A 16,765-nucleotide genomic window follows, 5' to 3' on the forward strand; every position below is an offset into this window, starting at 1 on the left:
AGCTATTATAATGAAAAACAAATAAAGCCAAGTTTAATAGCTTAAAACGCTATATAATATGGCGCTGGATTTTTAAGTTAATCAATTAAATCAGCTGATTTTGGAATGACCTAATACAATTAGATTTTAATGCTTTATAAACAGGGATTATGATGAATAGTTCAGTTTGGATTTCAACCGCTTACATTCAGTCACCACAACAAATGGAAACTTTTGTTGCTTTGCTAACATTTGCAGAAAGTCGAGCCGATTTTGAAAGTAGAATAGAGTCGTTTTTACAAAAACATCGCATCATTTGCCATCCTCATCTTGCACCTATTCCCCTCACATTATTTTTTCAACGCCATGGGCGGTTAGGCTTGCTTCATTACGCACAGCAATTATTTGAAAATGAAGTGAAAGTGATTGAAATTGAGAAGATGGCAAGTACAGACCCACCGGAAAAAACAGACTACCTACTCCGGCATAAAATTTATGGTATTGTTCCACTTGAGCCACTACAAATGGATTGCCACCCGGAAAAAATTGCACCGGATGAAATTTTAAAATTACTTTGGCAGAACGAACCCATTCAGCCCAATTTATTTGAGCAATCTGCCGATGATTTTGTTGAACCGGTGTTCAGAAAACCTATCGTCGATTCAGCACAACAAGAAAGGGATAAACAATTATTTGGTGAATCGTTACCACCATTAAAAACCTATATTGTGCTTGATTCGAACAAAGTAAAATATTTTGAACCGGAGAGTTTACCAAACAATGCGAGAAATTTGTTTCAAGGTGAATTTGGGGAGAAGACTCAAAAAATAGGTCCTTATTTGATTGAAGTTTTTCCGGAATTGCAAAGAAATGATAATGTCGCCGGATTTTTTACCCGAAAGCATGAAATTTTTACAAAATATAACTGGGATGATGAACAAGGTATTTTCATTCATTCCTATTATGATTTTGAAAGGGTATATCAGCATTTACGCCATTTTGCTATGTAGCAGGATGAAAATGGAAAATGGTTTTTCTTCCGTTTTTATGATCCGAGGGTATTGCGTGATTATTTAGAAACCATCGCTGTAATCCCTAGTAAATTAAGTAAATTTTTTGGTGACGGCAAACGTATAATATACGCATTCGGTTCAGGTTTTGATGATTCATTTTATTATTATCAATTAAAAACCTTACCTGAAGATACCATTCCATCGCCAATAAAATTGACAAAATACGAATTTGATGGGTTAAAAAGACAAAAATGGCTGAGAAAAAGAGAGAAAACTTTTACTGAGATCATTACTGAAAATGCCTCTCTTTGGGAAAAAGATCCAAACTTTCCCCATAGAACTATTTTCACTTATCTTGATGAGGCATTCGAGAAAAATTATCCTACGGGAAAAAGTGTCAGCCTGTATGTTGTGGCTAAAATTTCTGCAACAATGATTACTCAACTAGATCAATTCGAACAATTGGAACATCAATTAGAAAATCAACATTACTCAAGAGAAGAACAAGTGGCGGTGTTATATAACCAATTTGTAAAAAGGGAAAAAGAATAATGGCAACAGCCAATGATTCACTTTCGGTTATCAAAACATGTCAAGAAGGCACATTGGTTTATCCTGTACGGTTAGCCTTGGGAACGTTTAAAAGCATGTCGAACCGATAGCAAGCCGCTTTGTGATTTAACCGAATGGCAGCAAGATTATGAACGTCGTCTATTACGTTCGGGCTACGTCTATATTCTTGCTTTAGACGTAGCACCGGAGGAAAAAAACAGTGCAAAATCAGACATGTATGCTTGGTATATTTATAAATACAATTCACCGGATGTCGCAGAGTTAGAAGGGGTCAGAGAGACAAGTGCGGATTTTTCTTTCACCCAATATCATTTTTACGAGAATAAGATTTGCCAAGAACAAGCCCGTTTTGGCATGGCGTTGCCTTATATTCATTTGCCGGCAGGCATAAACCATATCGATATTATGTATAGCGATATTTTTTTGCCGGCGGTTTTTTTACAAAAATTAATTGACGACCCCGCAATGCGTAAACGTTGGATGCGCCATGTCGTGCTTGGTGCGCCGGATACCGGCTGCACACCTTTAATTGAAGTAGCGGAAGCCGTCAAAGATTTCCATAACACACCGGACAACCAACTTAATCATGAAAATAATTTAATCTGCTATACGCCGATAGGGTATAGACGGGAGTTTGCCGAATTATTAGCTCGATTAGAAAGACACTACGGAAAAGCCTTTATTATTGAATTGGCAGATGAAATTGGCACGGCACGTGACCTTGCCGCCTATCACGTTTATTTGGATGAAGAACGCAAAGCCATCTTACATCAATACGACTATGCGATTAGCACGGCGCAACTGATTCAGGCGGAAGTCCATAAGCAACGTATGGCGCAAATCGATGAACGGGATATTGCCAATCTCAGCGGCAATGCAGCATGGTACACGCCAACCGTCAAACAAACAGCACAAATTTATCGAGAATTAAAGGTAAAAGACATCCATTTGAAGGCGCAAAGTCATCAAGACATTTTTGAAACCTTAAAAAACGCGCTAAATTTAACCGCACTTCCTAGCGGTATTAATGCCGTCGAAAAAATGGCGAAACTCCCCACGCTTTACGGTGAACATTTTAAGCATCTCGTCAGCGTCCATTTAGCCCACATACTGTCACAAAAAGAGAAATTAGCAGACTGGACATCATTACTCCAATCATCCCAACATGCCCCGACCGTTGCCGCAATTATCGGCAGTTATAGTCTTTATCTACACGGCTTGCTTTGGGGTGTTGATTTATCGACTTACGGTTACAACACCTTATTAGAAGCGATTTATCGTGATGACTTTACATTACCGCCCCAGTCGCAAACCTTAGATAAAGCCACGGTAGAACAGCTTCACCCCGTTCTCTCGATGTCCGTTTATCCGATTATTGCCGGTAGTGTCAGCATTGCGGATACCAGCCATTTTGAAGTAGTAAAATTTGATTTTCTAGTGTCGTTGATTGCCGACAAACTCTATACCCGAACGGCAAAATATACCAAATCACGCCAACAAAACGAAGTGGTAAGGGCGGTCAAAAATATCCACCGAATTTATGAAATTAACCCCTTTACCAAACAAGCGGAAATCAAACAAAACGAGATAATAAATCGCGACATTCGCATTAAATCCCGTTATCCTTCTCCCCGTAAACCCAATCCCAAATCGCACCCGTTCTACCACTTGGACGGTGCGCCGACATTAAAAATCCACGAAGAGGGTTATCGGGTACTCAATCCGAGAGGGCAACTTGCCGGCTTACAAAAAATGTTGGGCTACTCGGTGATATTCGGTTATATCTGGCAAAGCAACAGCGCCACCACCGCCTTAGGGCGCTTTTCCAACGACCCGACGGTGGGAATGCTGACCCTGTTTGCCGGCTTAAACGCACCGAAAAGTTATTTAGAAAAAACCATTGAACGGGCCGCAAATGAAATCCAACAAGAAGCCACCTTCTCAAGAGTGGGAAAATTATTACTCGCCGAAACCAAACCGCATTTTCTCAGCCATTTAAAAGCCGCCTTTATCAGTATGAACACGGCATTGGCGGGGTTAGCCGTAGTGATTGAAATCGGTTACGGCTACGAAGCCTATTACAAAGGGGATACCGTGGGCATGTATGCCGCAATTATGCGGGGTTCGGGTACTTTACTGTCCAGTACCTCAATCGGTTTAATCGGTGTCGCCAAAGCCACCACCAATATGCAATGGCTGGTCAGATTTGGTTATGTGGGGCTGGCTGCCGGTTCAGTGATTTTAGTGGCGGGTATCATCACCGACTTTTTCAAACAACCGGATATTGTCACTTGGGTGGATAATGGATTTTGGGGCGGAAGTGAGCAGTATTGGGGGGGAGAAGTAAGAGCTTATGAGTGGGAAGGAAAAGAGAGATTAAGTAATTTTGATAAGCAGCTTGAAGACTCTCTTTTTACTACGAGTAAATCTGTAAGCAAGTATTATCAAATTGAAATACAGCGTTACTTTAGTTTTTCCAGTGAAATTGAAGTACATGATGACAATCAATTTCTCTTTTTCGTGAACTATAAAGGCATTTATAGCCAAGCGGATGCGGATAAAATCAGGATTGAAAGCCCGATTACGGTACGTCGCCCGACAACGCCGAAAAATTATTATGAGCAACCCTATGAGGAATATCAAGTTGAAGAGAAAGACTTAACTTATCAGGTGTTTTTTGAAACCCAAGGAGTGGCAAAAATTGTGATTCCGCAACAACAAATCATCGGTAAGTTATGGGCAAATCACTATTATTTCCCGACACCGGTGCAATTTAATTATAACGTAATCAATTATTTATCAATGAGTGTGTCAATACCTACTTATCAGGGCAGTGCATATCGAAAATATTCAAAGAACACGGAATTTAACTTTAAAGGATAAACCATGAAACTTCTTGAAAAATGGCTGCATTTTTACCGCACTTACACCTTGGGCTATTCCGTGCGTCGGGTGAATCCCGATGAATTGGAAATCCGTCATTTAATTTTAGATGCCTTTCCCAGAGGGATGATTCGTCTGATTTTTTTAGGGATTTTAGGCGTGATTGCCTTTATTGATTTTCAACACGGAGTTAGACCCTTTGATAATCAAATCAAGGCGATTAAATATGATTTTGAATGGGCTTTTAATCCAGATAAGAGCATAAAAAAAATATATGATATAGAACTTAGTGTAATGTCTAGAGAAGGTTTCAAAAGAAAATACCCAAATGTGAAATTAGATGACTATGAGGTATATAGGCAAAAGTATTTAGATAAAGACAGCTTACGTTTAATTCGCCCTATTTTTCATATTATCTGGCCGTTATTGCTCCTTTGCATTCTGTTCCCGCCACGCCCTCGTGGTATTCGGATCAACCGTAAGAAAAAAGTGATTTACCAACAACATATGGGCAAAGAATATTGGCTGGCATTCATACCGGAAGAGGGCGATCCGTTAAGCGGTATCGTATATAACCTTTACGGACTGTATCCTTTTAGTTTAACGGGACGTTATTCTTTACAAATCGGCATTCCCAATAAAGCAGGACAATTACCGTTTTTAATGTACGGTTGTTATCCCAACCCAAGCCTTGAGCATAACCGTTATCTTTTACGTGCCATTCGGGATTTTGTGCGTGAAGACAATCCCGCCAGCCTAAAATATGTCGGGCGTTGCTATAAACTCCCATGGCTAAACCCGTTAATTTTCCTGTTTAACGTGGGCAGTCTTTTCCGAATGCCTTTTAACCAAAAGTTGGCGGACAAACAAATTGATGAGGAATTAAAAGTGTGGAAAAAACGCACCGAAAACAGTAAAAAACACTGGTTTGAAGCCGTACAACGCCAACAGCAGAGTGTTAATCAACAACTGGCTGAATTAAAAATGGATAATAAAATTTAGTGAAAATTGACCGCACTTTCGGGCTATTTTAAAAATAAGACAGCACAATTACCCAATTAAGCTAATCAAAGAGTTATAAGCATTTTGCCGGTTTTGGCAAGCCGGCTAATTTTGTGGCTTGTTTTGCCGGGCCTTCAGGGAATAAACGTTGCAAATAACGGCTGTTTCCTTTATCTTCACCCAATTTTTCAGCCATCGCTTTTACCAGCATACGGATAGCGGGAGATGTGTTGTATTCTTGATAAAAATTCCGCACAAAATAAATTACTTCCCAATGAGCTGGAGAAAGTTCAATGTTTTCCTCTTGTGCGATGGCTTTGGCAACTTCTTCATTCCAATCGGCAAGATTGGTGAGGTAGCCTGATGAATCGGTTTTAATTTGGTTTCCTTGCACTTCAATCATTTTATTTTACTTCTTTAAAACTAATCATTTCTTGATCAGAAAAATCAATAGATTCTTCATTATCAAATTGCATCGGTTCGATTCGTTCTTCATCAAATGCCATGTCGCCTTCAATACCGTCTAATGATTGTCCGTGTTGAATACCTTTAAAATCAAAGAGTTTCGGATCACATAAATGTGACAACGTGATGTTTTGCATTGCGCTGAACATAGTTTCTAAACGCCCCGGATATTGGCGATCCCAAGTATTAAGCATTTCTTTTACCACTTGGCGTTGTAAATTCGGTTGAGAGCCGCATAAATTACAAGGAATAATTGGAAATTTTTTTGCAATCGCATATTTCTCAATATCTTTTTCTTTACAGTAAGCCAACGGGCGAATGACGATTTGTTTTCCATCATCTGAAATTAATTTTGGTGGCATAGATTTTAATTTTCCGCCGTAAAACATATTTAAAAAGAGCGTAGCCAACATATCATCGCGGTGATGACCGAGGGCGATTTTTGTTGCGCCTAATTCCGTTGCGGTACGATATAAAATGCCACGACGTAGGCGAGAGCAGAGCGAACAAGTGGTTTTACCTTCTGGAATTTTTTCTTTTACAATACCGTAGGTGTTTTCTTGCACGATTTTGTAATTTACACCAATACTTTCTAAATAAGTTGGCAAAACATGTTCCGGAAAGCCCGGTTGTTTTTGATCAAGGTTCACTGCCACAATATCAAACTTAACGGGAGCACTTTGCTGTAAATTTAACAAAATATCTAAAAGCGTATAGCTGTCTTTTCCACCGGATAAACACACCATCACCTTGTCGCCGTCTTCTATCATACCGAAATCCGCAATCGCATTTCCCACGTTGCGGCGTAGGCGCTTCTGTAATTTATTAAAATTATAGCTTTGTTTTTTTTCTTGTTGGGTTAATTCGCTCATTCTGTTTTTTGGCTTAATTATGAAAAGGGCACATTATACGTGAAAAATGGTAAAAGTGCGGTCAATTCAAAAGAAGATTTTTAAGATCTGCAAAAATTCCTGTATAATTGCCCCAATTTTTTGTTCAATTTTAACGCGCTGTCATTTCAATGATTGAGACTTCACAAACCATTCCCGAACTCGTCTCTTGGGCAAAAGAACGCGAGTTTTCACTGAATTTACCCACCGAGCGTTTGGTATTTCTGTTGGCGATTGCAATTTATAATAATGAACGATTAGACGGCGAGATGTTAGAAGCTGATCTCGTGGATATCTTTCGCCATACCATTAATGCGTTTGATCAATCTACCGATGCGATTGCCACTCGAGCCAATAACGCCATCAATGAGCTGGTCAAACAACGTTTATTAAATCGTTTTAGTAGCGAGTTTACCGAAGGTTTAGCTATTTATCGTCTTACACCACTTGGCGTGGGCGTATCCGATTATTATATCCGCCAGCGTGAATTTTCTACTTTGCGGCTTTCCGTGCAACTTTCCATTGTTGCAGATGAAATACAACGGGCATCAAATTCCGCAGAGGAAGGGGCTCAAAATAATGAAAGTGAACATTATTGGCGTAAAAATGTTTTTGCGCCGTTGAAATATTCCGTCGCAGAAATTTTTGACAGTATTGATCTTTCACAGCGTATCATGGATGAAAATCAACAAAGTATTAAAGAAGAAATTGCCGAACTGTTAAGCAAGGATTGGCAAGCCGCAATTTCAAGCTGTGAACGTTTGTTGGATGAAACATCAGGCAATTTACGTGAATTACAAGATACCTTAAATGCCGCAGGCGATAAATTGCAGGCACAATTACTACGGATTCAGGACTCTGTCATAGGGCGTGAGGAGCTGTATTTTATCGACCAACTCATCACGGATCTTCAATCCAAACTTGACCGTATTATCAGTTGGGGACAGCAAGCGATTGATTTATGGATTGGCTATGATCGCCATGTACATAAATTTATCCGTACTGCCATCGATATGGATAAAAACCGAGTATTTTCACAACGCTTGCGTCATTCTATTCATCATTATTTTGATCATCCTTGGTTTTTATGGACGGCACAAGCGGATCGCCTTGTTGATTTACGTGATGAAGAAATGGTATTACGTGAGGATGATGCGCTCGGCGAATTGCCTGAGGCATTGCAATACGAATCCTTATCTGATTTACATGATCAGATTGTTGATCATATGCAAAACCTGCTGATTCAATACCGTGAAAATAATCGTCCGATAGATTTGAGCGAGGTACTCAAAGAACAACTTGATAGCTATCCGCTTTCCCGCCATTTTGATGTGGCGCGTATTATTGTCGATCAGGCGGTGCGTTTAGGAATAGCGAACGACGATTTATCAGGCGTTTATCCGATTTGGAAAGAAATTAATGAGCAGGGTGCAGAGGTACAGGCTCACGTGATTGATAAGTATTAAAGTGCGGTCAATTTTAAAAGAGATTTAATCATCCTTGGGACAGGATATAGAGTAAGAGAAATAAACCATGACAGATAATCTTCAAGATGTAATTTCCCCAAAACTTGCAACGGCAATTGCGAATCCGTTATTTCCTATGGTGGATAGCCTTTTGCGTTCAGGTCGCCATATCAGCACAGAACAACTTGATAATCACGCCTTTTTAATGGATTTCCAAAACGAGTTAGACGGTTTTTATCGCCGCTATAATGTGGAGCTGATTCGTGCGCCTGAAGGCTTTTTCTATTTACGTCCTAAGGCTACGACCTTAATTGCCCGTTCGGTACTTTCCGAATTGGAAATGTTAGTGGGAAAAGTGCTTTGCTATCTCTATTTAAGTCCGGAGCGTTTGGCACAGCAGGGGATTTTTAGCACACAAGAAGTTTATGATGAATTACTCAATTTAGCTGACGGAGACAAATTGCTAAAAGCGGTGAATCAGCGCTCCAGTGGTTCCGACTTGGATAAACAAAAATTAGCTGAAAAAGTGCGTGCGGCAATTGGTCGTTTGCGCCGTTTGGGAATGATTCATACGGTAGGCGAACAAAATAGCGGCAAATTTACTATTTCCGAATCCGTTTTCCGTTTCGGAGCGGAAGTGCGTTCCGGAGATGATCCGCTAGAAGCCCAAGCCCGCTTAATTCGTGATGGGGAAGCCGCCACTCCGCAGTCTTTACAACTGGAAAAACAAGCATTGGCGAATACGGAACATAATGTTGAGGAAATCGACGAAGAAAGTGCGGTTGAAATTGAAGCAGAATTTGATGATGTAGGAGAGCAAGAATAATGTCTGATGTATTAGAATTAAAAAATGATATTGTGCAGGACGAATCACACGCGCAAGACATTGAACATACGGCAGAAAGCCAGCTTGTTGCACCGGTCATCAATCATGCTGTCGAACGGGGCAAATTTCGCTCTCTAACATTAATCAACTGGAACGGCTTTTTTGCCCGTACGTTTGATTTGGATGAATTAGTTACTACGCTTTCCGGTGGTAATGGGGCGGGGAAATCAACCACGATGGCAGGGTTTGTTACTGCGCTCATTCCGGATTTAACATTACTTCATTTCCGTAACACAACAGAAGCCGGCTCAACGGGCGGATCACGTGATAAAGGTTTACATGGGAAATTACGCCCGGGCGTTTGTTACGCCGTATTGGATACTATTAATTCCCGTCATCAGCGTGTTCTTGTCGGGGTTCGTTTGCAGCAGGTCGCCGGACGTGATAAAAAAGTCGATTTAAAAACCTTCTCCCTTCAAGGTGTGGAATTATCACAAAGTCCGACCGCACTTTTCACAGAAACCGTGGGGGAGCGTCAAGCACGTGTGCTGAATTTAAACGAACTCAAAGATAAAATTGAGAATTTAGGCGCTCAGTTTAAACAATATCATTCCATCACCGATTATCACGGAATGATGTTTGATTTGGGCATTATCCCAAAACGTTTACGTTCCGCCTCGGATCGCAGCAAATTCTATAAACTTATCGAAGCGTCTTTGTACGGTGGTATTTCAAGTGCGATCACTCGTTCTTTGCGTGATTATTTATTGCCGGAGAATTTAGGGGTACGCAAAGCCTTCCAAGATATGGAAAGTGCGTTGCGTGAAAACCGTATGACCTTGGAAGCCATTAAAGTTACTCAATCCGATCGTGATTTATTCAAACATTTAATTACCGAAACCACCAATTATGTGGCATCAGATTATATGCGTAATGCCAACGAACGCCGTGGTAATATTGAAGCGGCACTCGCGTTTCGTCGTGAATGGTATAAAGCCAAGACGGAGCAGGATTTATCACAACACCGTTTAATTGATTTAAGCCGAGAAGTTGCCGAGCTGGCGGAAAATGAACGTACGTTGGAAGTGGATCACCAAAGCGCGCAGGATCACTTAAATCTGGTGTTAAATGCACTTCGTCATCAAGAAAAAATATCTCGTTATCAAGAAGATGTTGCAGAGCTTTCCGAACGTTTGAAAGAACAAAAAATAGTAGTGGAAACTGCCAATGAGCAACTTGAAGAAAGCCAAGCATTGTTTGAACAAAGTGAAATCGAAATCGATGAAGTACGTTCTCAACTTGCCGACTATCAACAGGCATTGGACGCCCAACAAACACGGGCTTTACAATATCAACAGGCTATTGCGGCTTTAGAAAAGGCAAAAGCCCTATGCGGTTTAGCCGATCTGAATGTGAAAAATGTTTCTGATTACCACGCAGAATTTGAAGCACATGCGGAAAGCTTGACGGAAACGGTATTGGAATTAGAACATAAAATGTCTATTTCTGAAGCGGCAAAATCCCAATTTGATAAGGCTTACCAATTAGTCCGTAAAATTGCTGGCGATATTCCCCGTTCTGCCGCTTGGGAAAGCGCAAAGGAATTATTACGTGAATACCCAAGTCAAAAATTACAAGCACAACAAACTCCGCAACTTCGTGCCAAATTGCACGAACTGGAGCAACGTTACGCCCAACAACAAAGTGCGGTCAGATTATTGAATGATTTTAATCAACGCGCAAACTTACATTTAGAAACCGCAGATGAATTGGAAGATTATCACGCAGAGCAAGAGGCATTGATCGAAAACATTTCTGTCGAACTTTCCGAACAACTGGAAACACGTTCAACACTTCGCCAAAAACGTGAAAATTTAACCGCACTTTATGATGAAAATGCACGTAAAGCGCCGGCTTGGCTAACAGCTCAGGCAGCATTGGAACGTTTGGAAGAGCAGAGTGGCGAGACCTTTCAACATAGTCAGGATGTGATGAATTTTATGCAGGCGCAACTCGTGAAAGAACGCGAATTGACGATACTGCGTGATCAACTTGAACAGAAACGCCAACAATTAGACGAGCAAATTTCCCGTTTAAGCCAGCCTGACGGTTCTGAAGATATGCGTTTGAATACGCTTGCAGAACGTTTCGGCGGGGTATTGCTTTCCGAACTTTATGATGATGTGTCGATTGAAGACGCACCATATTTTTCCGCACTTTACGGCCCGGCACGACATGCTATTGTGGTTCGAGATTTAAATACCGTAAGGGAACAATTAGATAAACTTGATGATTGTCCGGATGATCTTTATGTAATTGAAGGTGATCCGACTGCTTTCGATGACAGTGTACTATCCGCACAAGAGCTTGAGCTTGGCGTAGTTGTGCAAGTATCTGAACGTGAATTGCGTTATTCTAAATTTCCGGAAATCCCATTATTTGGTCGTGCAGCCCGTGAAAAACGTTTGGAAGAATTGCAAGTTCAACGTGATGAAATTGCGGAAGATCACGCACAAATTGCCTTTGATGTGCAAAAATGCCAACGTTTACACGAACATTTCAGCCAATTTGTCGGTTTACATCTAGCTCTTGCATTCCAACCAAACCCAGAAGAGTTAATGGCGGAAATCAACCGTGAACGTAATGAAATTGATCGTGAATTAAATCAATTTAGTAGCGGTGAGCAGCAATTACGTATTCAATTAGACAACGCAAAAGAAAAAATGCAGTTGCTTAATAAATTAATTCCACAATTAAATGTATTGACAGATGAAGATTTAGTTGGTCGTATTGAGGAATGCCGCGAACAATTAGATATAGCGGAGCAAGACGAATTATTTATTCGTCAATATGGCACTACGTTGTCACAACTAGAACCGATAGCTAACACGCTGCAAAGCGATCCAGAACATTATGACGCGTTAAAAAACGAATTAACGCAAGCCATTGAACGTCAAAAACAAGTGCAACAACGTGTTTTTGCATTAGCCGATGTGGTACAGCGTAAACATCATTTTGCTTATGAAGATCGGGTTCAGACAGAAACCTCGGAATTGAACGAGCAACTTCGCCAACGTTTAGAACAAATGCAAACCCAACGTGATGTACAACGGGAACAGCTTCGTCAAAAACAAACGCAATTTGCACAATATAATCAGGTTTTCATTGGATTACAAAGTTCTTATGACAGTAAAAATCAGCTATTAAAAGAACTCATTAGTGAAATTGATGAGTTGGGTGTGCGTGCCGATGAAGGAGCGGAAGAGCGGGCACGTATTCGCCGTGATGAGTTACATCAACAGCTTTCAACCAATCGTCAAAGACGTTCTTATGTAGAAAAACAACTCACGTTAATTGAAAGTGAAGCAGAAAATCTTAACCGCCGTATTCGCAAGGCTGAACGTGATTACAAAACCCAGCGAGAATTGATTGTTGCTGCCAAAGTAAGTTGGTGTGTTGTGCTACGTTTATCCCGTCATTCCGATGTGGAAAAACGCTTAAACCGTCGTGAACTGGCTTATTTATCTGCTGATGAACTTCGCTCAATGTCGGATAAAGCATTGGGGGCACTACGTACCGCTGTGACAGATAACGAATATTTACGCGATAGTTTACGTGCCTCGGAAGATAGCCGTAAACCGGAAAACAAAGTGCGCTTCTTTATTGCGGTATATCAACATTTACGTGAACGTATTCGCCAAGACATTATTAAAACCGATGATCCGATTGATGCCATTGAACAAATGGAAATCGAACTTTCCCGCTTAACGGCCGAGCTTACCAGCCGTGAGAAAAAACTGGCTATTAGCTCTGAAAGTGTGGCAAATATTATGCGGAAAACCATTCAACGTGAACAGAACCGCATTCGTATGTTGAATCAGGGGCTACAAAATATTGCTTTCGGTCAGGTAAAATCCGTTCGTTTAGTGGTAAATATTCGTGATACCCATGCGATGTTGCTTGACGCTCTTTCAGGTCAGCAAGATGAATATCAAGATTTATTTAATGACAACCGCATTACTTTCTCAGAAGCCATGGCGAAACTCTATCAACGCATTAATCCGCACATTGATATGGGACAACGCACGGCGCAAACTATCGGCGAAGAATTATTGGATTATCGCAATTATCTTGAATTGGAAGTAGAAGTTTTCCGTGGTGCGGACGGCTGGTTACGCGCAGAAAGCGGTGCCTTATCGACCGGTGAAGCTATCGGTACAGGGATGTCGATTTTGCTAATGGTCGTACAAAGCTGGGAAGAAGAAAGTCGCCGGATTCGCGGCAAGGATATTGTGCCTTGTCGTTTACTTTTCCTTGATGAAGCGGCTCGTCTTGATGGTAAATCTATTTCCACGTTATTTGAATTGTGTGAACGATTGGATATGCAACTCCTCATCGCCGCACCGGAAAATATCAGTCCGGAAAAAGGTACAACTTATAAACTGGTACGTAAAATCGCAGGTAACCAAGAACATGTCCACGTGGTTGGGTTACGGGGATTTGGTGCAACGGAATAGAGGAGAAGTGCGGTTAAAAATGAGCCTGTTTTTCGGTATTATGTAGCAGTTGCACAAATCTGTTTTTTGGTTAAGTTGTAGGGACACACTGCGTGTGTCCGAATTTTAACATATTGAAATGATTTGATTTTATAACGGACACACGCAGTGTGTCCCTACATATAATACCGGTGTTTTTGGTCGCACTTTTTTTTGAAAATATCCATTTCTTCTGAAAAATTATTAATTTTTAATCAAGTACTAGTCAGGGAACAAAATGTACAATCTCATACTCGCTATTTTATTCAGTGTGTCTGTTTCTGTTTTACTCAAAATTGCACGCAAGAAAAATATCATCGTAGAGCAAGCTATTGCTTTTAACTATATTGTTGCCTTGTCGTTGAGCTATTTTTTGTTAAAACCGGATTTCAAGGGGCTGGAATTTACGGATTACATTGCACAAAGTGGTAGTGCACCCATTTTCTTCGCACTGGGGTTATTATTGCCGAGCGTGTTTATTATTATGTCGAAAGCCGTGGAATTTGCCGGTATTATTCGCTCTGACGCAGCACAACGCCTCTCATTATTTTTGCCGATTTTAGCCGCATTTTTAATTTTCCACGAAACATTGAGCCAATCAAAAATAGTCGGGATTCTCTTGGCATTTATTGGTCTGTTTTGTTTAGTGACGAAACCAAACAGAGAACAAAGTGCGGTCAATTTTAAGGGCATTTTCGGGTTAGTCTGTGTATGGTTTGGCTATGGCATTATTGATATTTTATTCAAACAGGTCGCAAAAAGTGGTGGGGCATTTTCAGCCACATTATTTATTTCGTTTTCTCTTGCCACCTGCGTGATGTTTATCTACTTATTGCTAAAACGTACTCAATGGACTGTGCCTAGTTTCATCGGAGGCGTGATTTTAGGTGTGCTAAATTTCTTTAATATTCTCTTTTATATTAAAGCACATCAGAGTTTTGGTAGTAACCCAACGTTAGTTTTTGCCGGTATGAATATTGGTGTAATTTGCCTTGGTACTATTACCGGTGCCTTAGCATTTAAAGAAAAGATCAGTAAAATTAACTGGCTGGGTATCATCTTTAGTTTAACAGCTATCTTTTGTTTATATTATTTAGATAAAATTTGGGCATAAAAGAGAAATATCATGTCAAATAACATTACCTTCTTTATTTATGACTATGAGAGTTTTGGGATCAGCCCATCTAAAGATCGTCCGGCCCAGTTTGCCGGTATTCGTACAGATGCTGATTTTAATATCATCGGCGAACCTATAATGCTTTATTGTAAGCAAACAAACGACTATTTGCCTTCTCCGGAAGCGGTGATGGTGACGGGTATCACACCTCAAGAATGTAACGAAAGGGGGATTCCTGAGCCTGAATTTGCCGAAAAAATCTTAGCCGAATTTTCTCAACCCAATACCTGTGTAATGGGCTACAACAACATTCGTTTTGATGATGAAATGACGCGTTATACTTTTTATCGCAATTTTATCGATCCTTATGAATATAGTTGGAAAAATGGCAACTCCCGTTGGGATTTATTGGATTTAGTACGTGCTTGTTACGCATTACGCCCCGATGGAATAAATTGGCTGTTTGATGAAAACGGAATACCTAGTTTTAAATTAGAAAAGCTTACCAAAGCGAATGGAATTGAACACGAGAATGCGCATGATGCCATGGCTGATGTTTATGCAACCATCGCAATGGCAAAATTAATTAAAGAAAAACAGCCTAAATTATTCCAATATTTCTTTGAAAATCGTGGCAAAAGGGAAGTAGAAAAACTCATTGATACGGCAGAAATGACACCGTTGGTTCATGTTTCGGGTATGCTTGGAAATTATCGTGGTAATTGCACGTGGATCGCGCCTTTAGCTTGGCATCCTTCCAATCAAAATGCTGTAATTGTATGCGATTTAACTGGTGATATTGATAATTTATTAGCAAAAAATGCGGATGAATTACGGGCTGATTTATACACTAAAAAAACCGAACTGGATGAAAGGGAAGTGCCATCCGTGCCATTAAAACTCGTGCATATTAATAAATGTCCCATCCTTGCGCCCGCTAAAACCTTGTTACCGGAAAATTCTGAACGTTTAGGTATAGATCGCCAATTATGTTTAGAAAATTTAGCTAAATTGCGTGCTTCCTTTGATATTCGTGAAAAAGTCGTCGATATATTTAGCAAAGAACGTCAATTTGAGCAAAGTGATAATGTTGAAACTGAGCTTTATAATGGTTTCTTCAGTAATGCAGATAAAAATAATATGGCTATTTTACGCCAATTACCGGCAGAAAAATTGGTTGAACATGGTTTAGCCTTTGAAGATAAACGCATACCGGATTTATTATTTCATTATCGTGCACGACATTTTTATAAAATGCTGACGCGGGCAGAGCAAATTAAATGGCAGAAATATTGTCAACGCAAATTACAGCAAAGTGCGGTTGATTTTGAGAGTAGTTTAAAACAGCTTGCTGATGAAAATGCCGATAACCCTGAAAAACTATTTTTACTGCAGCAAGTTTATGAATATGGCGTGAAATTGTTTGAATAATTAATGACCGTGTCACAATAGGCTTTTTAAAATTAAAGCATATTCAGAAATGAATGTGCTTTTGTTTTTTTAAGTTCTAAATAAGCCCTATAAAAAATTTATGCCTCATTACGACAAATCCGCATCATGTAATAATTTTATAAATATCTGACACGCCTGCCTTGACAAAAACCTGACAATCAACTTCAATCATTCAATAAAACACCTCAAAACCCCGTTACAAGGCGTAAGAATCTCTTTATTTGTCTAGTTTAACTAGTATTTGTGACCTGTGTGTAACTCTGTGATTTTCTTAATCCGTAGTTTTTACTTACCTTATCACTAATTTCGCATAATGTATATTATGTTAAATTATGCGTGAGGTTGCGTCACTTTTGAGCGCTTGTTTTTCTACTCTATTTATTTAAGAAAATTAAGAAAAATTAGATAGATTTAATTTTGAGTTTTAAGAAAATAATGGTTAGTTTTATTGAATAGATTTACGGATGACTAAACTCAATTTAGGTAAAATCGGTTTCAAAGTAATATAAACATTAAGGTGTTAATTTGTTATATTTCAAATCAGCATTATAAATGAGAATAATT

At 39.8% G+C, this 16,765-nt stretch carries 10 protein-coding genes and 1 pseudogene; 9 read left to right on the forward strand and 2 right to left on the reverse strand.

Going from position 1 to position 16,765, the window contains the following annotated elements; genetic code table 11:
- Nucleotides 1–152 precede the first annotated feature (152 nt).
- The 4 genes and pseudogenes from BKK47_RS09125 (at nt 153) to BKK47_RS09140 (ending at nt 5,450) form a co-directional block, all read left to right on the forward strand.
- Nucleotides 153–989 carry a DUF4123 domain-containing protein gene (locus tag BKK47_RS09125; RefSeq protein ID WP_158074762.1) on the forward strand — a complete coding sequence of 279 codons (837 nt, stop codon included), beginning with the start codon at nt 153–155 and terminating at the stop codon, nt 987–989.
- A 51-nt stretch (nt 990–1,040) separates the two neighbouring features.
- Nucleotides 1,041–1,544, forward strand: a complete 504-nt coding sequence (locus BKK47_RS09130) for a hypothetical protein (RefSeq protein ID WP_077494546.1) — start codon at nt 1,041–1,043, stop codon at nt 1,542–1,544.
- Between the two features lie 153 nt (nt 1,545–1,697).
- Nucleotides 1,698–4,448 (forward strand): annotated as a pseudogene (locus tag BKK47_RS09135) (toxin VasX); the annotation flags it as partial.
- 3 nt (nt 4,449–4,451) lie between these two features.
- Nucleotides 4,452–5,450: a hypothetical protein gene (locus tag BKK47_RS09140; protein WP_077494548.1), complete on the forward strand. Its 999-nt coding sequence runs from the start codon at nt 4,452–4,454 to the stop codon at nt 5,448–5,450.
- Nucleotides 5,451–5,523: 73 nt separating this feature from the next.
- On the opposite strand, the gene BKK47_RS09145 is transcribed toward BKK47_RS09140, so the two are convergent.
- Both BKK47_RS09145 and ttcA read right to left on the reverse strand, forming a co-directional pair.
- Nucleotides 5,524–5,853 carry a TusE/DsrC/DsvC family sulfur relay protein gene (locus tag BKK47_RS09145; RefSeq protein WP_077494549.1) on the reverse strand — a complete coding sequence of 110 codons (330 nt, stop codon included), beginning with the start codon at nt 5,851–5,853 and terminating at the stop codon, nt 5,524–5,526.
- 1 nt (nt 5,854) lies between these two features.
- Entirely contained in the window at nt 5,855–6,787 is a 933-nt protein-coding gene (gene ttcA, locus BKK47_RS09150) for a tRNA 2-thiocytidine(32) synthetase TtcA (protein ID WP_077494550.1), read from the reverse strand.
- A gap of 149 nt (nt 6,788–6,936) precedes the next feature.
- Here ttcA and mukF point away from each other — a divergent pair, with 149 nt between their 5' ends.
- The 5 genes from mukF (at nt 6,937) to sbcB (ending at nt 16,180) form a co-directional block, all read left to right on the forward strand.
- A complete protein-coding gene (gene mukF / locus BKK47_RS09155) occupies nt 6,937–8,271 on the forward strand; it encodes a chromosome partition protein MukF (protein ID WP_077494551.1) in 1,335 nt (444 codons plus the stop codon).
- Nucleotides 8,272–8,338: 67 nt separating this feature from the next.
- Nucleotides 8,339–9,097: a chromosome partition protein MukE gene (mukE, locus tag BKK47_RS09160; protein WP_077494552.1), complete on the forward strand. Its 759-nt coding sequence runs from the start codon at nt 8,339–8,341 to the stop codon at nt 9,095–9,097.
- Nucleotides 9,097–13,614 (forward strand): chromosome partition protein MukB, encoded by a 4,518-nt coding sequence (gene mukB / locus BKK47_RS09165; RefSeq protein ID WP_077494553.1) that lies wholly within the window; start codon nt 9,097–9,099, stop codon nt 13,612–13,614. The genes mukE and mukB overlap by 1 nt, the downstream gene beginning before the upstream one ends.
- A gap of 256 nt (nt 13,615–13,870) precedes the next feature.
- Complete coding sequence (locus tag BKK47_RS09170) at nt 13,871–14,746, forward strand: hypothetical protein (RefSeq protein ID WP_077494554.1); 876 nt, start codon at nt 13,871–13,873, stop codon at nt 14,744–14,746.
- A 12-nt stretch (nt 14,747–14,758) separates the two neighbouring features.
- Nucleotides 14,759–16,180: an exodeoxyribonuclease I gene (gene sbcB / locus BKK47_RS09175; RefSeq protein ID WP_077494555.1), complete on the forward strand. Its 1,422-nt coding sequence runs from the start codon at nt 14,759–14,761 to the stop codon at nt 16,178–16,180.
- Nucleotides 16,181–16,765 lie beyond the last annotated feature (585 nt).

Source organism: Rodentibacter mrazii (genome assembly GCF_001998825.1).
GTDB classification, from domain to species: Bacteria; Pseudomonadota; Gammaproteobacteria; order Enterobacterales; family Pasteurellaceae; genus Rodentibacter; species Rodentibacter mrazii.